Annotated in this window: 25 protein-coding genes and 1 riboswitch; of the genes, 13 read left to right on the top strand and 12 right to left on the bottom strand. The window is 36.7% G+C overall.

All coding sequences use genetic code 11. The features are described from left to right. Positions 1 to 33 precede the first annotated feature (33 nt). Entirely contained in the window at positions 34 to 750 is a 717-nt protein-coding gene (gene narI, locus P9E47_RS14035) for a respiratory nitrate reductase subunit gamma (RefSeq protein WP_326163736.1), read from the top strand. Positions 751 to 780: 30 nt separating this feature from the next. On the opposite strand, the gene P9E47_RS14030 is transcribed toward narI (P9E47_RS14035), so the two are convergent. Then, positions 781 to 1,200, bottom strand: coding sequence for a hemerythrin domain-containing protein (locus P9E47_RS14030; protein ID WP_003331052.1), 420 nt, complete (start codon positions 1,198 to 1,200; stop codon positions 781 to 783). Between the two features lie 132 nt (positions 1,201 to 1,332). Here P9E47_RS14030 and P9E47_RS14025 point away from each other — a divergent pair, with 132 nt between their 5' ends. Continuing rightward, positions 1,333 to 1,644 carry a DUF3892 domain-containing protein gene (locus P9E47_RS14025; protein WP_326163735.1) on the top strand — a complete coding sequence of 104 codons (312 nt, stop codon included), beginning with the start codon at positions 1,333 to 1,335 and terminating at the stop codon, positions 1,642 to 1,644. Between the two features lie 244 nt (positions 1,645 to 1,888). Here P9E47_RS14025 and P9E47_RS14020 read toward each other — a convergent pair whose 3' ends face one another. From P9E47_RS14020 to P9E47_RS14010, 3 genes are all read right to left on the bottom strand, one after another. Continuing rightward, on the bottom strand, positions 1,889 to 2,392 hold the full coding sequence (locus tag P9E47_RS14020; protein ID WP_326163734.1) for a hypothetical protein: 504 nt from the start codon (positions 2,390 to 2,392) through the stop codon (positions 1,889 to 1,891). Positions 2,393 to 3,193: 801 nt separating this feature from the next. Continuing rightward, positions 3,194 to 4,555 carry a PFL family protein gene (locus P9E47_RS14015; protein ID WP_003331436.1) on the bottom strand — a complete coding sequence of 454 codons (1,362 nt, stop codon included), beginning with the start codon at positions 4,553 to 4,555 and terminating at the stop codon, positions 3,194 to 3,196. Between the two features lie 20 nt (positions 4,556 to 4,575). Continuing rightward, positions 4,576 to 4,851 (bottom strand): ACT domain-containing protein, encoded by a 276-nt coding sequence (locus P9E47_RS14010; protein ID WP_003331437.1) that lies wholly within the window; start codon positions 4,849 to 4,851, stop codon positions 4,576 to 4,578. A gap of 145 nt (positions 4,852 to 4,996) precedes the next feature. On the opposite strand from P9E47_RS14010, the gene P9E47_RS14005 reads away from it, so the two are divergent. Beyond that, positions 4,997 to 5,770, top strand: coding sequence for an ABC transporter ATP-binding protein (locus P9E47_RS14005; RefSeq protein ID WP_326163733.1), 774 nt, complete (start codon positions 4,997 to 4,999; stop codon positions 5,768 to 5,770). Positions 5,771 to 5,840: 70 nt separating this feature from the next. Next, on the top strand, positions 5,841 to 6,047 hold the full coding sequence (locus P9E47_RS14000; RefSeq protein ID WP_003331439.1) for a DUF1657 domain-containing protein: 207 nt from the start codon (positions 5,841 to 5,843) through the stop codon (positions 6,045 to 6,047). 46 nt (positions 6,048 to 6,093) lie between these two features. On the opposite strand, the gene P9E47_RS13995 is transcribed toward P9E47_RS14000, so the two are convergent. Next, positions 6,094 to 6,441, bottom strand: a complete 348-nt coding sequence (locus tag P9E47_RS13995) for a DUF4363 family protein (RefSeq protein WP_003331440.1) — start codon at positions 6,439 to 6,441, stop codon at positions 6,094 to 6,096. 75 nt (positions 6,442 to 6,516) lie between these two features. Here P9E47_RS13995 and P9E47_RS13990 point away from each other — a divergent pair, with 75 nt between their 5' ends. The 5 genes from P9E47_RS13990 (at position 6,517) to P9E47_RS13970 (ending at position 10,455) form a co-directional block, all read left to right on the top strand. Then, the gene (locus P9E47_RS13990) at positions 6,517 to 7,380 is read left to right on the top strand and encodes a DUF421 domain-containing protein (RefSeq protein ID WP_326163732.1); all 864 of its coding nucleotides are present in this window, start codon (positions 6,517 to 6,519) and stop codon (positions 7,378 to 7,380) included. Between the two features lie 16 nt (positions 7,381 to 7,396). Continuing rightward, positions 7,397 to 7,732, top strand: a complete 336-nt coding sequence (locus P9E47_RS13985; protein ID WP_003331443.1) for a hypothetical protein — start codon at positions 7,397 to 7,399, stop codon at positions 7,730 to 7,732. A gap of 131 nt (positions 7,733 to 7,863) precedes the next feature. Next, positions 7,864 to 8,256 (top strand): aspartate 1-decarboxylase, encoded by a 393-nt coding sequence (gene panD / locus P9E47_RS13980; RefSeq protein ID WP_039957387.1) that lies wholly within the window; start codon positions 7,864 to 7,866, stop codon positions 8,254 to 8,256. 1 nt (position 8,257) lies between these two features. After that, a complete protein-coding gene (locus P9E47_RS13975; protein ID WP_326163730.1) occupies positions 8,258 to 9,091 on the top strand; it encodes a YheC/YheD family protein in 834 nt (277 codons plus the stop codon). Between the two features lie 95 nt (positions 9,092 to 9,186). After that, positions 9,187 to 10,455 carry an MFS transporter gene (locus tag P9E47_RS13970; protein ID WP_003331446.1) on the top strand — a complete coding sequence of 423 codons (1,269 nt, stop codon included), beginning with the start codon at positions 9,187 to 9,189 and terminating at the stop codon, positions 10,453 to 10,455. A gap of 51 nt (positions 10,456 to 10,506) precedes the next feature. Here P9E47_RS13970 and P9E47_RS13965 read toward each other — a convergent pair whose 3' ends face one another. From P9E47_RS13965 to P9E47_RS13945, 5 genes are all read right to left on the bottom strand, one after another. Further along, positions 10,507 to 11,799 (bottom strand): NCS2 family permease, encoded by a 1,293-nt coding sequence (locus tag P9E47_RS13965; protein WP_326163728.1) that lies wholly within the window; start codon positions 11,797 to 11,799, stop codon positions 10,507 to 10,509. Positions 11,800 to 11,886: 87 nt separating this feature from the next. Further along, positions 11,887 to 11,987, bottom strand: a riboswitch (purine riboswitch). A 144-nt stretch (positions 11,988 to 12,131) separates the two neighbouring features. Beyond that, positions 12,132 to 12,821, bottom strand: a complete 690-nt coding sequence (gene narI / locus P9E47_RS13960) for a respiratory nitrate reductase subunit gamma (RefSeq protein WP_003331448.1) — start codon at positions 12,819 to 12,821, stop codon at positions 12,132 to 12,134. Beyond that, entirely contained in the window at positions 12,818 to 13,372 is a 555-nt protein-coding gene (gene narJ, locus P9E47_RS13955) for a nitrate reductase molybdenum cofactor assembly chaperone (RefSeq protein ID WP_326163727.1), read from the bottom strand. Before narJ ends, narI (P9E47_RS13960) begins: the two co-directional genes overlap by 4 nt. 12 nt (positions 13,373 to 13,384) lie before the next feature. After that, positions 13,385 to 14,851, bottom strand: coding sequence for a nitrate reductase subunit beta (gene narH, locus P9E47_RS13950; protein WP_326163726.1), 1,467 nt, complete (start codon positions 14,849 to 14,851; stop codon positions 13,385 to 13,387). Continuing rightward, positions 14,841 to 18,524 (bottom strand): nitrate reductase subunit alpha, encoded by a 3,684-nt coding sequence (locus P9E47_RS13945; RefSeq protein WP_003331451.1) that lies wholly within the window; start codon positions 18,522 to 18,524, stop codon positions 14,841 to 14,843. The genes narH and P9E47_RS13945 overlap by 11 nt, the downstream gene beginning before the upstream one ends. 303 nt (positions 18,525 to 18,827) lie before the next feature. Between P9E47_RS13945 and P9E47_RS13940 the strand changes: the two genes are divergently transcribed. Both P9E47_RS13940 and P9E47_RS13935 read left to right on the top strand, forming a co-directional pair. Continuing rightward, complete coding sequence (locus P9E47_RS13940) at positions 18,828 to 20,327, top strand: nitrate/nitrite transporter (protein WP_003331452.1); 1,500 nt, start codon at positions 18,828 to 18,830, stop codon at positions 20,325 to 20,327. A gap of 115 nt (positions 20,328 to 20,442) precedes the next feature. Then, a complete protein-coding gene (locus P9E47_RS13935; RefSeq protein ID WP_326163724.1) occupies positions 20,443 to 20,739 on the top strand; it encodes a rhodanese-like domain-containing protein in 297 nt (98 codons plus the stop codon). Positions 20,740 to 20,871: 132 nt separating this feature from the next. Here P9E47_RS13935 and P9E47_RS13930 read toward each other — a convergent pair whose 3' ends face one another. Next, positions 20,872 to 21,462, bottom strand: coding sequence for a guanylate kinase (locus P9E47_RS13930; protein WP_326163723.1), 591 nt, complete (start codon positions 21,460 to 21,462; stop codon positions 20,872 to 20,874). A 217-nt stretch (positions 21,463 to 21,679) separates the two neighbouring features. Between P9E47_RS13930 and P9E47_RS13925 the strand changes: the two genes are divergently transcribed. After that, positions 21,680 to 22,474 (top strand): hypothetical protein, encoded by a 795-nt coding sequence (locus tag P9E47_RS13925; protein WP_326163722.1) that lies wholly within the window; start codon positions 21,680 to 21,682, stop codon positions 22,472 to 22,474. Between the two features lie 98 nt (positions 22,475 to 22,572). On the opposite strand, the gene P9E47_RS13920 is transcribed toward P9E47_RS13925, so the two are convergent. Next, positions 22,573 to 22,806, bottom strand: a complete 234-nt coding sequence (locus P9E47_RS13920) for a hypothetical protein (protein WP_003331457.1) — start codon at positions 22,804 to 22,806, stop codon at positions 22,573 to 22,575. A gap of 191 nt (positions 22,807 to 22,997) precedes the next feature. Here P9E47_RS13920 and nhaC point away from each other — a divergent pair, with 191 nt between their 5' ends. Further along, positions 22,998 to 24,383, top strand: a complete 1,386-nt coding sequence (nhaC, locus tag P9E47_RS13915; RefSeq protein ID WP_003331458.1) for a Na+/H+ antiporter NhaC — start codon at positions 22,998 to 23,000, stop codon at positions 24,381 to 24,383. The last annotated feature ends 43 nt before the right edge of the window (positions 24,384 to 24,426 follow it).

Raw genomic sequence — 24,426 nt, 5'->3', positions numbered from 1 at the left:
GGCATCAACCCGCAGATTGAATGGAGGTACTTTATGACAGCATTTGATTATTTTTTGTGGGTCTTAATCCCATATTTATCGCTTACGATTTTCGTAGTCGGCCATATTCATCGCTATAATTATGATCAATATGGTTGGGGAGCAAAATCAAGTGAATTTTTGCAAAAAGATAATCTCCTAAAATGGGGCAGCATCCTTTTTCACTATGGTGTAATCTTTGTTTTCTTTGGTCATGTTGCCGGGGTTCTCATTCCTAAAGGTTTTTATGATGTAATCGGAGTCTCTGAGCACATGTATCATTTCGGAGCGTTGTGGTTTGGTGGGGCAGCAGGGTTAGCCATGGTCATCGGTGGTGCCTTATTAACGATTCGTCGAGTTAATAGTACGCGCTTAAAGAAACAAAGTTCCGTTATGGATGTTGTTGTACTGTTAATTCTTGGATTAGTTACAGTTATAGGATTTAGTAATACAGTTGGTTACACAGCATCAGGAGGGACGTTTGATTATCGAGCAGTCATCGGTCCATGGTTTAGAGGGATTTTAACCTTCCGTCCATATCCTGAATTAATGGCTGCTGCACCGCTTGGATTTCAGCTTCATATTTTAGCAGCATTTGTTTTATTTGCAGTATGGCCATATACGAGGTTAGTCCATGTATGGAGCCTGCCTTTGGAATATTTATCTCGAAAATATATCGTTTATCGTAAAATGAATCCGAAAAAAGCCGTTAAGTATGAAGAAAGAAATTAAGCCACTTTAAAGTGGCTTTTTCAATCTTTATCAATGTTCATCTAATAAATGTGTTTCTTCATCATAATTATGAATTTGACCAAGTATTGAAATTGTTTTAAAACGGTCAATTACGTCATTGTTTACGCCATGTTCATCAACTATTTGTTTAATTTCGTTAATAATTCTTCTAAACAATTGATGGTCCCTTTTAAGCATGATGATTAGTTCCTCTAAATCAGGATTTTCCTCCAGCTTTTTTTGATAGAAACCATCCTCCTCAGAATCTGCATGGGCAATTGTCCTAGTTTCCCAATGTTCACAAAGAGTGCGAGCGGCAAGGATTGCGTGATCTTCTTTCCCTTCTTCGTAAACCTGTTCAAGTATTTCCAATATATCTCTTGCTTCTGTTAAAGCACCATTATGAATGGAACGGTGTGCTGTTAGTTTATGTAAAGATGGTCCTGACATTTCTTATTTTCCTCCTATTATGTTCTATCTAGTAGCCATTATTAACAGTTACTTTACTTTGTAACCTTAAATAATAGTGTATTACACATATAACCAAATATAAAGTACATAATAAATTATGGAGGTGTTCTAGTGGACACAAAAAATTATGAACAAAAATATAATGATTACAAAAAAGAAAGCAAGGAACAGGCGAATGTAGTAACAAATATAGACAATAATGGAAAAGACGTAATTAAGGCTGTTAAGAAAAATGATGACGGAGATATTATTGCCTTTCGAATGGAAAGCGGTCGGGATTTAGATTATGTAACAGCATTAAATGAGGCTAAAGAAGGGAAAATTGCACACATTGATGTTTTCCATAAATATGGCCGAGATATTATTCGAAGTGAACCAGACGGTATAAAAGAAAACAATCTTGATAATTTGCCTACCTTTTAAGAAGTGAGGTGTTTATATGGGCTTTTTTAGTAATTGGCAAATGTCTAGAATGGCAAAATATGAAGAAAGAAATATGTGTCCAGATTGCAAGGGGAAAGGGATTCACTACTTTGCTGGTACAGAATTCTATTTTGGTGAACCCCTTCAATGTTGTGGTTGTAACGGTACCGGTTTGTATAGTGAATGGGTTAATAATAGTTAGTAATAATTTCAGGCTGTCTTAAATTTTAGAAGACAGCCATTTTTATTTGAATTGGTTTTTTACTTTTTCGTGATATTGTTTCAAATTATTTTTAGCAAGTTCAGTTTGTTTAAAGCCTTCCGTTGTTTTTTGACCATCCCAATTTTCCATTCCATCTATTTGGAGTTTTAGGCCATTGGTATACTCGTTCAACGATTCTTCATACATACCTTTAAATTCAGTTAAACTCTTATTTTCAGTTTGTAAAGTTTTCAAGTCCTTGAGAATTTTTTTTGCTTCACTCGTTGCCGTCTCCATCATTTCAATAGCTTCAGGTAATTCATCCGTTTTTTGAAGCTTGATTATTAATAGGTCTAGTTCTTCAATTAACTGATTTACTTCTAGAATTTGTTTGAATAGAGATTCAGCTATTTCTTTATCAGCAGCGTTGTTTATTTCAATCCTATAGTTAGAATCAGCATTGCTTACAGGCATTTCAGTTGAACTTGTTTGTTGGTTGCACCCTAGCAGAAATATAAATAAACAAAAAATGAAAACAAATCTCATCCCAAGTACCGCCTTTACGATGTAGTAACAGTATATTATATGAGACTTGTCCAGAAAAATATTCATTAGAAAAACTGTAATTTGCCAATAGTGGTAAATTACAGTTTCTTACTGCACCACTATAGTGCGCAAGGCCTACATCACAATATTAAGATGAAGGAGTCCCTACTATGTGAGATGTGTTCATAATGGTCTCGTACATGATGATTGGTGAACCTGTCAAGGAATTTAATGTTAATACATCCACAAATTTTATAAAGCAGCCATAAAGGGAAATTTCCTAATAAACATATGAAATATATGCCATTACTTAATATCTTGTAGCTGGCCCTATATTTATACACTTGTCTACCAGAATATGGACATTGACACGTCGCCAAAGTTCTTTGATGTTTTTAGTGAATAATATCGGGCGTAATGTGCATTTGATTTCCATTAAAATTTTTAGGATTGGAAAAATGTGAAACCATAGAGGGGGGGATTCCCGGAGTCTAAGGAATATCGAGAAAATGGGAATCAAAGAGAGAGTATGATTCCCAAAGTCTAAGGATGAACAGGAATATGGCAATCACAGAAGACCATTTCTTTTATTCTTCAAAAAAATGCGGCCACGCCAAGGGCAGAACCCACTCTCCCTGTCCGCAATGTTGGAAAGCCAGTTTCGGTCCTCCTGCTATGCCTACTGCACAATAATCCTCTATTGTTCACTAGTAAAAAGTAGCTCAATAATAAATAAGCAGAGGGCAAAAACCTCTGCTTTTTCTGATGCTAATTTGTAGCTAAGATTTGTTTTTTCGTTTTTTAGTTAATCAATGCCTGAAGTGGCGCAGGAATTCGTCCACCGCGTTTAATAAGTTTTTCAGAGCTAAAAGCATTTACTCCAATAACAGGTGCACGCCCAAGAAGTCCGCCAAACTCAACCATTTCGCCTTCAGCTTTACCTGGAACAGGGATAACGCGTACGGCTGTTGTTTTCTTATTAATCATTCCGATAGCAGCCTCGTCTGCGATCATTGCAGCAATTGTTTCAGGAGAGGCATCACCTGAAATGGCAATCATATCAAGACCTACGGAACAAACACATGTCATTGCTTCGAGCTTGGACAATGAAAGTGCACCATCCACGATCCCTTTGATCATTCCGTTATCCTCACTAACAGGGATAAAAGCACCGCTTAAGCCTCCAACATAGGAACTGGCCATTGCACCGCCTTTTTTTACGGCATCATTCATAAGCGCAAGGGCAGCAATCGTTCCATGTGTTCCAACTCGTTCTAACCCAATTTCTTCTAGAATTTCGGCAACACTATCATTCAGGGCATTGGTTGGGGCTAATGATAGGTCCATAATTCCGAATGGCACATTAAGACGCTCAGCGACAACCCGACCAATTAATTCCCCTGCACGGGTTATTTTAAACGCTGTCCGTTTAATAACATCAGAAACTTGACCAAGATCAGCCTCTGGGTAGCGCTTCAATGCATTTAAGACCACACCTGGACCGCTAACTCCTACGTTAATAACGACTTCACCTTCTCCGGCACCGTGGAAGGCACCAGCCATGAATGGATTATCCTCTACCGGATTGCAGAATACAACAAGCTTTGCACAAGCAAGACCATTTCGGTCTTTGGTTCGCTCTGCGGCTTCCTTAATGATGTTGCCCATCTGACGAACGGCGTCCATATTAATGCCAGTTCTTGTCGTTGCCACAGAAATAGAGGAACAAACCCGCTCCGTTACAGTTAAGGCTTCTGGCAGAGCATCTAATAATGTTTGATCACCTTTTGTAATTCCTTTATGTACAAGGGCAGAATATCCTCCGATGAAATCAACACCGAGCTGGTGAGCAGCTTTATCAAGTGTTTTAGCCAACTCAACGGCTTGATTGACAGTTGCATTTCCAAGAAGTTCAGCAATTGGAGTAATCGAAATCCTTTTATTAATAATGGGGATACCAAACTCCCTACTAACTTCTTCAGCCACCTCTCTTAATCTCGCCGCATGCGTTGTAATTTTATCAAAAACTTTTTTATTCATTTTATCAAAATCGGAATCGGCGCAATCCTTTAAACTGATTCCCATTGTGACTGTACGTATATCCAAATTTTCCATTTGGACCATCCGAATCGTTTCAATCATTTCATCAATTGCAATATTCATCTTCAATTATTTTCTCCCCCTTAAATACGATGCATGGCCTGGAAAATTTCTTCAAGCTGTATATTAATTTTTAATCCCATTTCCTCACTAATTCCATCAAATTTTTGTTGAAGTGAATCTAGATTCTCGATTCCGGAAACATCGACAAGCATCATCATTGTAAAAAAGTCTTGAAGAATGGTTTGGCTGATATCAAGAATATTTACTTTATTGTCAGCTAGTACATTTGTAACTTTTGCAATAATTCCAACTTGGTCTTTACCAATTACACTTACTACTGCACGTCTGTTTGTCATTTAAATCACCTCATATAATATTGGGGGAAAATAATTTTAATTGCTTTTTTATTTTATCATTACCAATTTCTACACGTTTCGTCAATATGTAATTTCGTTTATTTGGTATAATAGGAGAATTAATAGTATTTGGGGGAGGCTCATAATGATGATTTCTTTAAAAAATGTATCTAAAATATTAGATGAAAAACTAGTACTAGAAAACATAAATTGGGATATACATACCGGTGAAAATTGGGTGTTATTTGGATTAAATGGTTCCGGAAAAACAACACTTCTTTCTATTATAACTGGTTATCTTTGGACATCTTCCGGGAAAGTAACGGTATTAGGAAAAGAGTTTGGCAAGTATCCCTTGTATGAACTACGTAAGCAAATCGGCATTGTAAGTTCCGCCATCGATAATTTAATGCCTGGTTATGATTATGCGGAAAACATCGTATTAAGTGGGAAATATGCTTCATTTGGCTTGCACGAGGATCCTAATCAGGATGATATCAATTATGCTCTATCAATCATGGAACGTTTCCGTTGTACAGACCTCATTCATCGAACGTTTGAAACTTTATCACAAGGTCAAAAACAAAAAGTTATGATCATGCGGGCTTTAATGGCTAAGCCAAAACTATTAATACTTGATGAGCCATGTGCAGGATTAGACGTTCTTGCCCGTGAGCAAGTTTTGGAGTTTATAAATACACTTGGAGATGACCCTGAGGCACCGTCCATGCTTTATGTAACACACCATGTCGAAGAGATTTTGCCCGCTTTCAAGTACATTACGCTACTTCGAGCTGGACAAATATTTGCTAAAGGATTAATAAATAATATATTAACGGATCAGATATTTAGTGAATTCCTTGGCAGGGATATAAAAATTGATCAGTTCAATCACCGTAATTATCTAAAATTTATTTAACCCCATTTATTTACAATTATATTTATTCACAAGCAGAAGATAATATAATTGATAAAGGAGGTTTTAATCAATGACAGTAGGTACACAAGTGAAACAAGCGTTAGTTAGTCTAAAGAGCGCACAAGCTGATTTTGAATCATTTGCCTTGCAAACACAGGATCAAGCTGCGAAACAGCTCTATGCTAACTGCGCTACCCAAGCAAAAGGAATGATCCAACAACTCGAAGAGCGTGTTCAATATATTGAACAGGAAGAGCCAGAGTTCCAAGGTTTTTAATGTCAAAAGTAGGGCTGTCTCTAAAAAGGGACAGCCTTTTTGGTGCTTACCTGAAATAAATTGCTTTAATATAATCCTGAATTAAGACAATATTAGTTTTTGCTTCCCGTTTATCTTTTTCTTCAATCGATATTTTTAACTTAGATATTTCTTGTTCTAATTCACTGTATTCCATTTCGCCCCCTAATAATTGTAATTTCCATCTGTTTTTTTTATAAAGATCGCTAATAGCCTTTGCTTCATCTCCTGCTTTTTCCCATTGTGAATGATTAAGTAGGTCCATAATTTCCTCGGATTTTTGGTAAATGGGCTTATTTTTTATTTTTTCATCGGAACATCCTACTAGGATAAAAAAACAAACAGACATCATGATGAATTTTAGATTAACTTGCATAAATTCCTCCGATAAGTATTTTTCTAATTATTTTATCCAATAATAAAAAAGATATTAAACAGGATGGAGATTGTCATGACTGAATATGAAGTAATACTTGTTCGCTCACTTGCTTCTTTTATTATTATTTTTATCCTTGCCAGAATCCTTGGTAAATCACAGATATCACAACTAACATTCTTCGACTATGTAATTGGAATTACAATTGGCAATATGGCTGCTGCTGTTGGAATAGATTCTTCAGTTGAATTTTTAAATGGAATAATTGGACTTTTAGTATATACGTCTTTGTCGATCCTTCTTGCTTTTGGGGCCATAAAATCTTATCGGTTTAGGAAAATTGTCGAAGGGAGCCCAACCATTCTTATTAAAGAAGGAAGGGTATTGGAGAAAAACCTCTTAAAAAGTAAATTAACCTATAATGATCTAATGGCAGGTCTTAGGGAGAAAAACGCTTTTAAATTATCTGAAATTGAATTAGCAGTGTTAGAAACAGATGGGCAAATGAGTGTTATGAAAAAAGCGGAATATGAACCTTTAACTCCAAAGGATCTTAATATGATCGTTGAAGAGGAACATAAACCATCCATGATCATTATCGATGGCTCACTAATGGAAAAACGATTACATTATTTAGGCTATTCAAAAGAATGGGTTCTTGGGGAAATAATGAAGAAGGGGGCAAACTCTATTGATGATGTATTTTTAGCCCAAATTGATTCCCAGGGAAACGTATATGTTGATTTATATGATGATAATATTAAAACTCAACAAATCAAACAAAAACCGCTTCTGGCTGCTCAATTAAGAAAAATACAAGCTAATTTAGAAGGCTTTGCCTTACAAACGGATGATGTTGCTGCAAAGCAAATGTATTATAACCAATCAAAAGAACTGCAAAATTTAATTCACCAAATTAATCCATATCTTAAAGAATAGTAGGGAGGTGTAGATCGTGATTATTTATGTTTATCAAACATTTGAGATAAAACAAGAGAAGTTTAAGGAAGGGCTCGAAAATTTAACCGAAATTAAAAATTTTCGAAATGAAAAATATGATCATAAGGTAGATATATTAACACCTATTACTGGAAAGGATTATACATATGCTCTTCTTGCAACATATGATGGATTGGCTGAAATGGAGTTACAAAACAAAAAGATGTTTGATGACGAAGAGTATTTGAAATTAATTGGTGATTTTTTTCTAGAAAACATCATACAGGGTAGCATGACCACTCAGTTATATCGTTCGATGAGTGATAAGAAACAGAATAAGGAACAGGATTGATTTGTCTTTTAACACGAGGGAACTTTATAATCCCTCGTTTTTTTATCTATAACCTGATGTACATTAAGCACCATTCGATGGAACTTTGTGTAGTATAACCATGTAATATGCCACTAAAAGGAGTGATTTCACTGAAACGTTTGATGTGTAAAGGAAAAATTCATAGAGCGACCGTTACAGAGGCTAATCTTGATTATCCAGGTAGCGTTACGATTGATAAAGAACTTATGATAGCAGCCAATATTTTCCCTTATGAAATGGTTCAAATAACGAATCTCCGAAATGCAGCAAGGTGGAAAACATATGCAATTCCAGGGCATCCTGGATCAGGTACGATTTGTTTAAATGGTCCTCCAGCACATTTATTTAAAGAGAATGATGTTGCCATTATCTTAAGTTTGGGTTTATTCGAGGAAGGAGAGGTTCTTCAATTAAAACCTGTTGTTGTAAATGTTGATAATGAAAACAAAATAACTAATATTCATCACTATGATTTATCTGAGTGGATGAGTAAGGAGGATTAAATTGGCCTCAATTGTTGATCCAGAGAGATTTTTTATAAATAAATGGGAAATGTATAAAATTTTAAAAACATCCGCTATTAAAGAATTTAATTTTCCTGAAACAGATGTATTGAGTATTGAATCGTTAAATCGAATGTTAAATAGATATTTATGTTTATATGTCAAGTCTGTTTCTACCTGGGGTGGGGAAAAAATCGGGAAAATTGAAAAACAAGAAAATGGTTATGGCTTGATAATACAGTCAATAACAAATAACTCTTATGCAAGCATAGACGATTTGTATAAAGATCTTCGACACTTTTACAATGATGGAACAACAATTATACAACAACAAGCCCCTCTCTTACATTACCAAAACCGCGTGTTTGATATTCGCTCCCATTTGCAACGGGAATTAGATGAAACTTGGGTTTATGAAGGTGATTTGGTAAGAGTTGGTGGGACAGATTCAATTGTATCAAATATTGAAATAAGTAATGGGATGGTTATGCCGACTAATGAAATATTAGCTGTGCTATTCCCACAAAAACCTTATGAATTCTTTCTTAATAAAATGAAAAGTGCCTCAAAAACGATTTGTGGTATATTAGATAAATATCATTATTTCATGGAGGTCGGAATTGATTATGGTCTCGATGATACTGGCAACCTGTGGTTAATTGAGGTAAATACTGATGATGTTTTTGGGGGGCCAGAACAAAAATTGTTTTCTATGCTACCTGACAAAAGCATCTATGACCGGCTCACTAATAGAAGTCAAAAAATACATGAACAATGGTTACATTATATTTTTGAATCTTATGAGGAATTATTAAAGAATCAATCAAACAATTAAGAATGGAGGAAGGATAATTTATCACCGATTGACCATATTAAGATTAATGTAAAATAATTAATCGCGATAAAATAATATAAAAAGGCGTGTCACAGATGGATTATGTTGAAAACCTTCATGCTGTTAAGATGAAAAAGGGCTCAAAACGTGATTCCAAGGCTAAACCTAATAATCAAAAATGGGCTGTATTATCTATTTCATCCATTCCACTTGTTATGACACTAGGGAATTCGATGCTTATTCCAGTCCTCCCTGTTATGGAAAGTAAATTGAAGATTACAGCTTTTCAAGCGAGTATGATTATTACGATTTACTCGATTGTTGCGATCCTTCTTATTCCTCTTGCAGGATTCCTGTCTGATCATATTGGGAGAAAGAAGGTCATAATCCCTAGTCTGATGATATCGGCTATTGGCGGACTAATTGCGGCATGGGCAGGCTGGAAAATGGATAACCCATATTGGGTTATATTAATCGGTCGAGCATTACAGGGGGTTGGTGCAGCAGGAGCCTTTCCTATTGTGCTACCGCTCGTTGGTGATATGTTTAAAAGTGATGAAGAGGTTAGCAGCTCATTAGGGCTAATTGAAACATCCAATACCCTTGGTAAAGTACTGAGTCCGATTTTAGGAGCCTTTTTAGCAGGAGTTATTTGGTATCTTCCTTTCTTTTCCATTCCAGTTTTTTGCTTGATTTCAATTTTACTTATGTTTTTCTTAGTGAAAACTCCGAATAAGCGGCAAAAACCGATTCCTTTCAAAAAGTTTATAGCCAATATGAAGGATACTTTTAAAAATAACTGGAAATGGCTATACGCTGTGTTTTTGATTGGGATTATTTTAATGTTTGTATTGTTTGCTGTTTTATTTTATTTATCTGATTTTTTGGAAAAGGTTTATAGGGTAAAGGATGTAAAAAAGGGCCTTCTGTTAGCAATACCATTGGGGGGCCTATGTTTTGCCTCGTATATTACTGGTAAATTAATTAAAGAAAATAAAGTGCTGATGAAATGGCTTACCTTTGGAGGAATTGTTTTACTATCTAGTTCTACAGCAGTACTGAGCTTTTCTAAAGATATGTGGTTTATGATTTGGTTATTTTTAGCCGCTGGAATTGGGATAGGGGTAGCTTTACCATGCCTTGATGCATTCATAACATCAGGAATCGATAAATCAGAACGTGGAACGGTATCATCGATATACAGTTCGATGAGATTTATAGGTGTGGCAGCGGGGCCCCCACTAATGGCTATTATGATGAAGAATGCGGAAAACTCTCTTTTTTATATATTAGCAGGACTAAGTATTATTGCAGCTATTGCAACATTTATGGCAATTAAGCCGGAAGAAGAATCATCGACATAAGAAAGGCCGGTTCATCAAAAATGATCGGCCTTTCTTTTCGGATTTAAATTATTAAACAAAAATAAAGTAACAGGCAAATAGAAGAGCAAGTACATACATAATCGGATGTATTTCACGATATCGTTTTTGTGATAGTAATGCTAGTGGATAAAGAATAAAACCAAGGGCAATTCCTGTTGCCACACTATAGGTTAACGGCATCATGATGATTGTAACAAAGGCTGGGATGACGACCTCTATCTTATTCCAATTAACCTTACTCACTTCCATTGCCATCAATGCTCCTACGATGATAAGAGCAGGGGCTGTAACCTCGGGCGTTATGACTGATAATATCGGTGAAAAAAATAGAGCAATAAAAAAACAAGTCGAAATAATGACGGATGTAAATCCTGTTCTGCCACCGACGGCAATTCCAGCCGAAGATTCTACAAAGGAAGCAGTTGTCGAAGTACCTAAAACAGCCCCGACAACACCAGAAGTAGAGTCAGCAAGTAATGCTCGTCCAATATTAGGAATTTGGTTATTTTTCATTAAGCCGGCTTGACTGGCAACCGCAATAAGGGCCCCGGCTGTATCAAAGAAAGCGACAAATAAGAAGGTAAAAATAACAGCCAATAGTTGTGGACTTAGAATCCTATCTAAATTAGAAAAGACAACACCAAAGGTTGGTTCAAGACTAGGAATAGTACCTACAATCGAAGAAGGGATATCAATTAAGCCAATGAACATCCCGATTATTGTTGTAATGACCATTCCGTAAAAGATTGCTCCATGAATACCGCGCACTAACATTAAAACAGTTATTACAAAACCAATGACAGCTAGTGCTGTTAGAGGTGAAGTTAAGTCCCCAATTGATACAAATGTTGCTTCATTGGAAACAATAATTCCTGCATTTTTTAGACCGACAAAGGCCACGAAGAAACCAATTCCACCAGCAATAGCAAACTTTAAATCCTGCGGAATAGCATTGATAATTTTTTCACGGATTTTAAACAAGCTTAAGATTACGAAAATAATACTGGCTACAAACACACCTGTTAAGGCGACTTCCCATTTGATGCCCATTCCGATACAAACTGAGAATGTGAAAAATGAGTTTAAACCCATACTCGGAGCTATTCCAATTGGAAAGTTTGCTAGTATTCCAATTAATAATGTTCCAACAATGGCAGAAAGGGCAGTAGCTGTAAATACGGCACCTTGGTCCATACCCGATTGACTAAGAATAATCGGATTTACGACCAGGATATAAGCCATAGAAAGGAAAGTTGTAATCCCTGCCAACGTTTCTTTTTTGTAGGTTGTCTGTCGTTCTTTAAATTGAAAAAATTTCTCCATGGTGTCTTTCCCCTTTGAATGATATAAAATAAAAAAACTTTGGTAAAATAGCTACCAAAGTTTTATTCTACAAAGGAAATAGGAAGTATGGCACTTTCTAATCCTTGTAGACAAGCTATTTATGGTAGCTGGTAGAAACGTTCAAGCCGTATTCTTGAACTTATACAAGGTTGTTAATTATATAGATATAATAGATTAAATGTTATCAATTGAAGGGATATTCGTCAATAACAATCAAAATTGTTGTTATATTGTATTTATTTTGATTTTAACTGTTTTATAGTAAAACAAAGCCGCTGGAATAATCCGAGCGGCTTTGTTAAAAGTAGGGTTTATAGGCTTTGCTGCTTTGGCTCGCGCTTTCTGTAAATAACATAACTGCGTGTTAAATAACGAAGAGGTACACTAAATACGTGTACAAGACGTGTAAATGGCCATGCAGCAAAGAGTCCCATTGCCGCAATCATATGAATTTTAAACCACAGGGGTACCTCTGTAAGCAAGCTTGCATCCGCTTGTAACATTAAAACACCTCTTAACCAAGGTCCAATTGTTGTACGATAATCGAAACCATGTGAATCTAAATTTAATAATGTTGCTGACATACCAGATAAAATGACGATCAGTAAGAAAAATAGGGAAACCCAATCTCCTTTCGTACTCGTCTGAAGGATGCGTTTTACCGTCATACGGCGGTTTGTAAGAATGATAATCCCAAGCGTTGCCGCTATACCAGCGGGAATTCCACCAAGAAGAGCAATCGTATGGTATTGGTGTTCGTTAACTCCCATTGCTTCGTAAACTCCAATCGGAATTAATAATCCCATAACATGTCCGCCAAAGACAAAGATAATTCCCCAATGAAATAGATTGCTGCCTACGCGAAGTAGCTTTTTCTCTAAAAGCTGACTTGATTTAGTTGTCCAGCCAAATTGATCATGATTGTAACGATAAATATGACCGCCAATGAAAATTGTGAGCACAATGTAGGGGAGGACGACCCATAAAAATTGATTAATCAAAGAGCTTCACTCCTTTGTCGCGTATTAGTTATACCTGCTTTACCAAGCTCCAACAATATAGCCTTGATAATATGACCATAAAGGTTTTTGCCAGAATCCAAGTTTTTAGAAACTTCTTCAATATTGGAAAGATATCTTTCGAATATCGTCTTCATCGCTGCTTCATCAACCTGTCCAGCAAATTCAAGCATAATCGGTAAATAATCAGGCAATTCTTTGTCAGTTACATCAAAACCATGTAGCTTGTAAAAGTTTTTAAGGAATAATAGCTCCATTCCCCGTTCACGTTGTTCCCCATTAGACATATAGGTAAGATACAGATTTGTCTTTTTGCCAAAATCAAATGTGTTAATATAGGTAGTAACTAGTTTTGACAAGGATTGCTTTTTTGCCTTTTCACAATATTTTTGTAGCTCCTGTTTAGTTTCAGAACTTTGAATGGAACTAATTTCCTCTAGAACCTCTGGAAGTGAATCCATAAATTCTTGATCAGGATAGTTTAATAAGTATGAGCAAATCTGAAAGGTTAGCTGGCTATCTGTATTATCCATAGTTTTCACTCCTTACAGCGTTCCACAAGAACCTGGTCCGCCTGCAAATGCTAAACCGCAGCTTCCTTGCTCATCATAAAGATCAGCAACGTGTTCACGATGGGAAGCAGGGATCACAAAACGATCTTCATATTTTGCTATAGCAAGTAGACGGTACATATCTTTAATATCTTGTTCTTTTAAGCCCAATTGTTCTACAACCCCAATATTTGGCTGTTTGTTCGTTTGTACACTTCTCATATATGTTCTCATGACCGCCATCTTCTTTAATACTTGACGGATATGGGATTGATCTCCTGCCGTTAATAGGTTGGCAAGATACTCAATCGGTATTCTCATTTCATCGATAGCAGGGAAGATGTCTTCCGCATTTGATGTACTTCCAACGCCTTCAAACATATTCATGATTGGACTGAGTGGTGGAATATACCATACCATTGGCATTGTCCGATATTCCGGATGAAGGGGAAGTGCTATTTTCCAATCAATGATCATTTTGTAGATTGGTGATTTTTGAGCAGCTTCGATGAATTCATTTGGAATGCCTTCTGCTTTTGCCTGCTTAATGACCTCAGGATCATTTGGATCTAGGAAAATCCCTAATTGAGCATGATATAAGTCCTTTTCATCAGCTAATGCTGCTTCTTCCACTTTGTCAGCGTCATATAGCATAACACCGAGGTAACGAATACGTCCTACGCAAGTTTCGGAACAGATGGTTGGCATACCAGCTTCAATTCTTGGAAAGCAAAGTGTACATTTTTCTGCTTTATTTGTTTGCCAGTTAAAATAAACCTTTTTATATGGACATGAAGATACGCAATGTCTCCATGCGCGGCAAGCGTTTTGGTCGACAAGGACAATTCCATCTTCATCACGTTTATACATAGCACCAGATGGGCAGGCACTAACGCAAGATGGATTTATGCAGTGTTCACAAATTCTTGGCAGGTACATCATGAATACATCTTCAAATTCCGTCTTAATTTGCTCTTCCATTTTTTCAACGTTAGGGTCCCTAAGACCTGTAACGTGAGCACCAGCAAGGTCATCCTCCCAGTTCGGTCCCCAAAGAATTTCCATATATTCTCCCGTTAAAGAAGACTTTGGACGGGCAACCGGCTGTGTTTTTCGCTCAGGGCTGTTTGTTAATGTTTCATAATCATAGGTCCAAGGCTCATAGTAATCATCGATTTCAGGAAGATTAGGGTTAGCAAACAAATTTAGTAAGCGATTTGTTTTTGTACCTGATTTTAATTGCAGTTTGCCGTTTTTAACTTCCCAGCCGCCGCGATAATGCTCTTGATCTTCCCAACGTTTTGGATAACCGATACCTGGTTTTGTTTCAACGTTGTTAAAATACATATATTCTGCACCTGGACGATTTGTCCAGGTGTTTTTGCAAGTTACACTACATGTATGGCAGCCAATACATTTATCTAAATTCATGACCATGCCGATCTGTGCTTTAATCTTCAAGCCAATCAACCTCCTTCAGTTTACGGATCACAACGTTTAAGTCACGTTGGTTTCCTGTCGGTCCATAGTAGTTAAAGCCGTAGCTTAATTGTCCATAGCCGCCAATCATATGGGTTGGCTTCATATGAATTCGCGTAGGGCTATTATGTGTTCCCCCACGATTACCTGTTAATTTTGATCCCGGTACGTTGATATGACGGTCTTGTGCGTGATGCATAAAGGCCATACCACGTGGAAGTCTGTGCGAAACGACAGCTCTCGCTACAACAACTCCATTACGGTTAAAGCATTCAATCCAGTCGTTATCTTCGATACCAACCTCTTCTGCATCATCTTTGTTCATCCAAACAGTTGGACCGCCGCGGAAGAGGGTTAACATTGGCTGTGAGTCGAAATACATACTATGAATGGACCATTTATTATGCGGTGTTAAATAGTTCAATACGATTTCTTTTCCCTCAACTTCAGGGCGATTTTTTCTGAATGGCTTCGGCTGTAAGATTGGCTTAAATGTTGCCATCGCTTCGCCGAATTCCTGCATCATTTCATGATCCACATAGAAAGATTGTCTTCCTGTTACAGTTCTCCAAGGAATCAAACGTTCTACATTTGTTGTAAATGGAGAATAGCGTCTTCCTCCTTTTTCAGAACCACTGAAGGCGGGGGAAGTAATAACCGTTTTTGGTTGTGCTGTAATTTGCTCGAACGTAAAGCATTCTTCTTCACGCTCAGCAGCTAAGTCCACTAATTCAAGATCAGTAGTCTTTTCAAGTGCTTCCCAAGCCTTTACAGCCATTCTACCGTTAGAAGTAGACGATAAAGTCAATACGGCTTCACAGGCATTTTTAGCTGTGCTGATGTTAGGGCATCCGTCACCAACACCGCCGCTGACCGTACCAAGCACGTTTTTCAACTTTTCATATTCCTCTGCTGCAGACCATGAGATTCCCTTAATTCCATGTGGTGCATTTTTCACGTTTGGACCGATAGAAATCCATTTATCGTAAATAAGTTTATAATCTCTTTCGACAACATGAATTTGTGGCATAGTTTTGCCAGGAATTGGCTCACATTCACCTTTCGACCAGTCCTTAATTGCACCTAGTGGCTGTGCTAACTCCTGCGGTGTATCATGTAGAAGCGGAGTAGCGACAACTTCCTTCATTGGGTCCAGATTTAGATCTGTCGCCATTTCAGATACGGTTTTTGCCATCGATTTAAAAATTTCCCAGTCAGAACGTGCTTCCCATGGAGTTGAAATAGCCGGATTAAACGGATGAATAAATGGATGCATATCCGTACTATTTAAATCATGTTTTTCATACCAAGTTGCTGCCGGAAGGATGATATCTGAATAAAGGGCTGTACCAGCCATACGGAAATCTAAATTAATCAATAGATCAAGTTTTCCTTCCGGTGCTTGATCATGCCATTTTACTTCTTCTGGACGTAAGCTTTCCGCATCATCATTTAATAATCCGTTCGTTGTACCTAGTAGGTGTTTTAAGAAATATTCGTGGCCTTTACCGGAACTTGAAATCAAGTTGGAGCGCCATACAAATAGATTTCTCGGGAAGTTGATTGGATTATCTGGATCTTCAATTGCAAACTGTAATTTTCTTTCTTTTAGCTGTTTAGCAACAAATAGACCAATTTCTTGTGGAGAGCTAGCCCCTGATGCAACTGCTTCTTTATATAAGTCAATGCCATTTTGATTAAATGTTGGGTAGGATGGGAGCCATCCTAGTCTTGCTGCCATCACATTGTAATCGGCATAATGATTATAGCGAGCCTTCTCGTAAATCGGCGAAATATGGTCGCTTACCGGTTGTTCTTCATAACGCCATTGGTCCGTTACAAAGTAGAAGAAAGATGTACCATTTTGTAATTTCGCTGGACCTGTCCAATCCTTTGCTGTTGCAATAGTTTGCCATCCTTCTGCTGGTCTTAGCTTCTCTTGACCAACATAGTGCGCCCAACCGCCTCCGTTCACACCTTGGGAACCAACTAATAAAACAAGGTTTAAGACAGCACGGTAAATTGTATCAGAGTTAAACCAATGGTTTATACCTGCACCGACAATGATCATCGAACGACCATTTGTATCAAGTGAATTTTGTGCAAATTCACGAGCGATTTTTGTAATAAGCTCTTTCTTGACTCCAGTCGTGTTTTCTGCCCAAGCTGGTGTAAACGGAATGTTATCATCTAATGCTTTTGCCGCATGATCACCAAGACCGCGGTTTATTCCATAGTTGGCAAGAGTTAGGTCAAAGACAGTTGTCGTATAGAATACTTCACTGTTATTCTCTACTTTTCTTATTGGAACATTGCGGTACAATACTTCATTGCCTTGATGTGAGAAGTATGGAAGTTTGACAGTTGCTATTTCTTCCTCAATACCTTGGAAGGATAGTCGAGGATCAAAGCCTTCTCCAGTTTCCTCATCAACCATTTTTAAATTCCATTTTGCTTTGCCTTCCCAACGAGCGCCCATTGTGCCATGAGGGATGACGAGTTTTCCATTCTTTTCATCAAATAAGACTGGTTTAAATTCACCATTTTGCACTTCTTTACCTAGGTCATTTGCGTTTAAGAAACGATCAGGAAGGAAGTGGTCGCCATCCTTTTTCAATGTAACGACGAATGGGAAATCAGTGTATTGCTTCGCATAGTTGATAAAATAATCATGCTGATTTTCTACATAAAATTCTTTTAAAATAACATGGCCCATAGCCATTGCTAACGCACCGTCGGCACCTTGCTTGACCTTCATCCAGTCATCCGCAAATTTAGTTGATTCAGCGTAATCAGGGCTTACGGACACAACTTTTGTACCACGATAGCGAACTTCGGCTAAGAAGTGAGCATCAGGTGTACGGGTTTGCGGTACATTCGAACCCCAAGTCATGATGTAGCCGGAATTATACCAGTCACTACTTTCTGGTACGTCAGTTTGATCTCCCCATATTTGAGGGGAAGCAGGTGGGAGGTCTGCATACCAATCATAAAAGCTTAACATTGGACCACCGATTAGTGACATAAAGCGACCGCCGCCAGCATAGCTAAGCATCGACATAGCAGGTATCGGAGAAAATCCAACATTGCGGTCAGGCCCATATTTGATTATCGTATATAAAATCGAAGCGGCTATAAGTTTTAAAACCTCATCCCACTCAGCACGGACTAGGCCGCCTTTTCCTCTTGCTTGTTTGTACGCTTTTGCTTTTTCAGGATTTTCAACAATGCTTTTCCATGCATCAAGTGGTGTAGAGTTTTCCTTTAAAGCTTCACGCCACATATTTAATAAAATCCCGCGAACATATGGATATTTAACGCGAAGTGGACTGTAGATATACCAAGAAAAGCTTGCTCCACGCGGACAACCACGAGGTTCAAAGTCAGGCATATCAGGACCTGTTGAAGGATAATTAAGATTCTGTCCTTCCCAAGTTACAATTCCGTTTTTCACAAAGATGTTCCAGCTGCATGACCCGGTACAGTTTACTCCATGTGTAGAACGAACTACTTTATCATGCTGCCATCTATTGCGATACGCTTGCTCCCAGTCACGATTTTCATATGTGGTCTGACTATGATTATTAGCTTGTTTTTCAATAGGAGTTAAATATTTTAAGCGATTTAGTAATGGGGAACGCCGATTATTTTTCATAAAAATCTCTCCTCACTTCAAATTTTCTAAACATCTTGTATTAGAATGTTTGAATCATTTCCTAATGACAATGAAACAATAAAGATACAACTCTCAACAGTGAGGTTGTTCACACAATTATCATTTGTCACAAAAAAGACACAAATTGCCGAAAAAACATTGTAGATTACATAAAAATTTTTGTCCTTTGTGACAAATGTTTGAACTCGAAAAAAGATGTGAGGTTCCTCACATCTTTAGGGGGTTACTTTTCATTACCATGTGTTCTATCAAAGAAGTTTGAAAGAAAAGGGGAGTTTGAAAATGAATACAAAAATTCAACTGCCATTGCAAACATTTAGTTTAATTGCAGGATTTATGGTGTGGGTTATTTTATCTTCTTTAATGCCTTTTATAAAAGAAGAGATTAGCCTATCAACAAATCAATTGGCTTTAATTACTGCTATTCCAGTAGTACTTGGATCATTAATGAGAATTCCAATTGGATATTGGACCAATCGTTTTGGGGCGAGAAAATTATTTTCCATTAGTTTTTTGTTATTAGTTCTTCCAATATTTTATATTAGCATTGCCGATTCGTTTGTTGACCTTTTGATAGGAGGTTTGGTACTTGGCTTGAGTGGGGCTGTCTTTTCAGTCGGAGTTACATCACTACCTAAGTATTATCCAAAGGAACGCCATGGTTTTGTTAATGGTATTTATGGGGTTGGTAATGTCGGAACAGCCATTACTACATTTTCAGCACCAGTGCTTGCTAACCAATTTGGTTGGCAAACAACGGTAAGGTTTTTCATCATTCTAGTCATTTTTATTGCAATATTGAACTTTTTCTTAGGAGATAAAAAAGAAACAAAAGTAAACACACCTTTAATGGAACAAATCAAAGGTGTATACAAGGATGAAAAACTTTGGTTTTTATGTTTATTTTATTTCCTAACATTCGGTGTGTTTGTAACATTTACAGTTTATTTACCGAATTTCTTGGTTACAAATTTTGGCTTGGATAAGGTGGATGCTGGCTTAAGAACGGCTGGATTTATTGCGCTTGCAACCTTTGTTCGTCCACTCGGTGGATGGCTTGGAGACAAATTTAATTCTTTCAAAATATTAATGATTGTGTTTGCGGCTTTAACTTTATCTGGTGTTTTATTAGCATTTAACCCATCCTTACTTTATTACACAATTGGATGCTTAACGATTTCATTATTTGCCGGTATCGGAAATGGAGTCATATTCAAACTGGTTCCAATGTATTTCTCTAAACAAGGCGGTATTGTGAATGGACTTGTTGCGGCAATGGGGGGATTAGGTGGTTTCTTCCCACCATTATTATTATCCTTCTTATTTAATTTAACGGGTCATTACGCAATCGGTTATATGGCTTTATCGCAAGTTGCAATGGCATCGTTAATTATCGTGATTTGGATGTTCTATCAAGATAAATTAAGTATGGCCGATGAGATCATTGACCACTCAACCCAAGGAATTTTTGTTACTGACTTAAATGGCAAAATTCAAAAAGTGAATCCAGCCTTTACAACGGTAACCGGTTTTAGCGAGGAAGAGGTAATTGGACAAAATCCACGGATTTTAAAATCGGATAAACACTCAAATGATTTTTATGAAGAACTGTGGAAAACAGTAAAGGAACACGGAATTTGGAGTGGACAAATTTGGAATAAGAGAAAAGATGGACAGTTGTATTTAGTTTGGGTAACCATAAATACTGTAAAAAACAATGGTGGTGAAATCAAAAATTACGTCGCCATGTTTAGTCAAATTGACGAAATAACCGGGTTTTAATTCATCACAAAAAAAGAATGTCCGTCATGTAGTATTACTAAAAGCATGATGTTTGACATTCTTTTTTATTTATTTTAGGATACCGTTATGGGTAGGCAATTAGGAGGTAAAATCGATGAAACAAATTTCCGCAAAAGAAGTTGAAACTTTAATAAATGAAGGAAAAAAGATAGATATTATCGATGTCCGTGAAGATTTCGAAGTCGCCACCGGTAAAATTCCAGGTGCAGTCCATATTCCAATAGGATCTATTGAATTTAGAATGGATGAATTAGATAAATCAAAAGAATATATTATCGTTTGTCATTCAGGTGCAAGGAGCGGGGCAGTGACTCGATTCCTTGAAGGACATGGATTCAATGCAACGAATATGAGCGGTGGCATGGTAGAATGGGAAGGGAAAATTGAATAAATCAAAAGCTCAGAGGTTGGGTCTGAGCTTTTTTGATTTATGAAAAGTAAACATAGTTATAGCGCACAATTGTCTAACTCCAGCATCCAGCGACTCGTAAACTTCGCTAAACGGGTGCTTCCGTTTTTCTTATTAATAATCAGTTTGCACAAGGTTTCGATCAAGATATTTTTCAATCACTTCACTAACTTGGAAGGAGACCTGTGGTGAATCGAAGTTTTCAAAGGCATGTTCACATTCATTTTTGTAATTCATCGTTTCATCATAATGGGATAAATGTCTTTGGATGTCTTCTTCTGAGTCCTGTCTTTCCTTTTGTCGGCTAACGACAGTGTCCCTATCAGCGTAGACGAAGAGGCGGATTACTTTATCTCCATACATCTTTTTAAGTTTTTCTGTTCCTTCGGGATTTAGTGTTAAGTATATAAAATCATGGTTTTCAAAAGCCTTAATAATATCCTCTTCACGAATACCATATTTAATTCCGTCGATTTCAACACTTTCCAAAAATTCCTGTTGCTCTTCCATTTTTGCAAATGCATCTTCACTTACGAAATGGTAGTCCTTCCCATCTGTTTCATAATGTCTAGGTTGTCTAGTTGTATAAGAAATAACAGTCTCCATATCGAAAACTGTGGAAACCATCTTAGCGATTGTTTTCCTTCCAGAACCATCCGGCCCTGTATAAATAAAAATTCTTTCTTTTTCTTTTACTTGGTACATAAAAGCCCTCCTTCTAATTTAATTTAGAATCCCCATCACCAATTGACCTTACATGGCATCAAAAATTGGAATTGGTGCCGTAAAACGATTATATCATAAAAAAGTAAATTTCGCAATTTTCAGATTTATCAAACGTAATTTGAATTTCGTTTTGTAGGAGTTTGTCCAAACGTTTATGGGGTTTTTGAATAAGATATATAAAGGCAGGTGAGTTAACATGTATTTAGTTGGTTTTTATTCACCGAAAGCAAAGTCAGGTGTAACAGAGCTGTCGTTATCCATTTATAACTGGCTTAAATCAAACACAACTTTATTGGTGGCGTTCATTTCTTACGGATCATTAGAGAAAGAAGAAATATCAAATGAACTTATTCATGAATTTTCTAAATTAACATTAATAGAACAAAAGCGGAAAGTAAAACAATTGAAAAAGCAGTTCGACATTATCATATACGATGCATCCAGTCAATTATCCGATGGTGTTCTTAAAATTTTACCAATTGTAGACAGACTATTTGTTGTTGGTGATGAACATCGAGATTTTGCTGTTAAGCTTCATGAAATAATACAATTCAATAAAATATTTGATAAAAGTGTGAAGAATTTTATTACACATTTACAAGGAAACAAAACATTTATCATTCGTGAAAATATGGACCAGCAAGTAATCGGTTTTAATAATAAGAAAAAGGATACAGATGATATTGGACAAATGATATATACCGATTATGTCACCTATTACTTAGAAAGGAATTTAGTGGAAAACAATGAAAAAATCTTAAAAAAAATTAAACTAATTCCAAAGGAAAACCTTTATAGTGGTTTATATGATTTAGGAGTAGATTTTGAAAAAGCGCTTCTATTTCATCAATATGTGACCTTGCGTGAAGCGTTGGGTCAGGATTACATCGAAGTGCTTGAAACACTGTTTCCTTTCCTTATTAATTACTCCTTCGCAGAGCTGTTAGATAAATTTCAAAACGAATTACATTTTATTACGAAGCTAAAATAACAAACATAAACGGCTGACTTTAGGAGTCAGCCCGTTTTATTGTCCAGCTCCAGCGCCCAGTGGCTCGTAAACTTCGCTAAACGTGCGCTTTCGCTTTTCTAATTTTCGGTACCATTCATTCTTTCGTCATGGTCAGATATATAAATGAGAGAATTTTTTCGAATCCAATATTGAAAGTTGTCCAACGGAAAGACGCCACGACTGTTAGAATTTTGCATTTGAATAACTACACTTTCTGGTGATACTTCTAATATTTTTAGCCTTTCAGAGTTGTGTAGATTAGGCATAAAATTTCCTTTAATCTCAAACTCCATGTTACTAGATAGGTTCATGATGATAATCTTCCTCCTGATTAACTTACATTTCTTATATAGTATTAAAAATACCCAACTTTTACAATTTTATCCGTATTTCAGTGTAAAAGATTTCCCTTGACATATTTTTGTTAGAATAATATATTAAGATAAAATTATTTAGCGCGTAAAAGCGTTTAAGCGATGGCTTGTGGGCTAGGAGGAAATGTATGCAGCAAGATATACCTGTTTTGAGAATGAAGTCATTTGAAGCTTTAATTATTATTATTATATTACTCGTTTTTATTAGCTATTCCATGATTAGCCTTGGAGTTGTGCCCCATATTCCAATAACCCTATCCATTATTGGGTTAATAGCATATGGACTTGTAAAAAAAGTGTCTATCAAAGATTTAGAAAAAGGTATGACAAACGGTGTGCAATCAGGTATAGGGGCCGTCTTTATATTTTTCTTTATTGGAATGTTGATAAGTAGTTGGATTGCGGGCGGAACGATACCGACCTTTATTTATGCTGCCCTCAGCTTGGATAGCAGTCAATATTTTTATACAATCGTATTTTTGGTAACCTCAATTATTGGACTATTTATTGGCAGCTCGTTGACAACGGCGGCGACTTTAGGAGTTACATTTATAAGCGTAGCAACTGCATTAGATTTATCTTTGGCGATAACAGCAGGTGCAGTTGTTTCTGGTGCCTTTTTCGGGGATAAATTATCACCATTATCGGATACAACGACCCTTAGTTCGATGGTTGTAGGTGTTGATCTTTTTGAACATATTAAAAATATGCTGTGGACCACCGTTCCTGCGTTTATCATATCTCTTGTTTTATTTATATTTTTGTCACCGGGGAAACAAATATCAAATATCGACAAGATGGACGAACTGAAAGAAATGCTATTGGAGTTGAATTTCGTTCATTGGTATTCAGTTATTCCATTTATATTGCTTGCTGTCTTATCCATGAAAAAAGTATCCGCCATTGTGACTCTTGGAACTAGTACTTTATCAGCACTTATATTAACTCCATTTGTGCAGACGAATTTTCCTTTAGAAAAGATATTGTCTCTTTTATACTTTGGCTTCAAGTCTGAAACCGGAAATGCAGAGATCGATTCTCTTTTAACAAGAGGTGGGATGGAGAGTATGATGTTTTCGATATCTTTAGTTTTATTAGCCCTTTCAATGGGGGGGCTACTATTAAAACTGGGTATTATATCAGCACTATTAGATGGTATTAAAAAGTACTTAATTAAACCTTCTATTTTAATTTTCTCGACAGCCCTTTCTTCAATCGGGGTGAATTTTTTGATGGGGGAGCAATACCTTTCTATCCTATTGCCAGGAAACACATTTGCTCAATCCTATAAAGAAATCAATCTTCATCCTAAGAATTTGTCCCGGGTATTAGAGGATGCGGGAACTGTTGTTAATCCTCTAGTCCCATGGAGCGTCTGTGGAATTTTTTTAACAAGGGTCTTAGGAGTTCCTACAATTGAGTACTCTATATTTGCGTTTTTCTGTCTTTTATCACCTGTTTTAACGATTATTGCTGGTATTACTGGTATATCAATATCAAAACTTAAAAAATAATAAAATATGTTAAAAAGTATTGTGAAATAATTGTGTCGGGATT

It is taken from the genome of Schinkia azotoformans, assembly GCF_035811335.1.
GTDB lineage: Bacteria > Bacillota > Bacilli > Bacillales > Bacillaceae_J > Schinkia > Schinkia azotoformans.
Note: the sequence above shows the minus strand (reverse complement) of the source record. Positions and strands in the feature narration are given on the sequence as shown.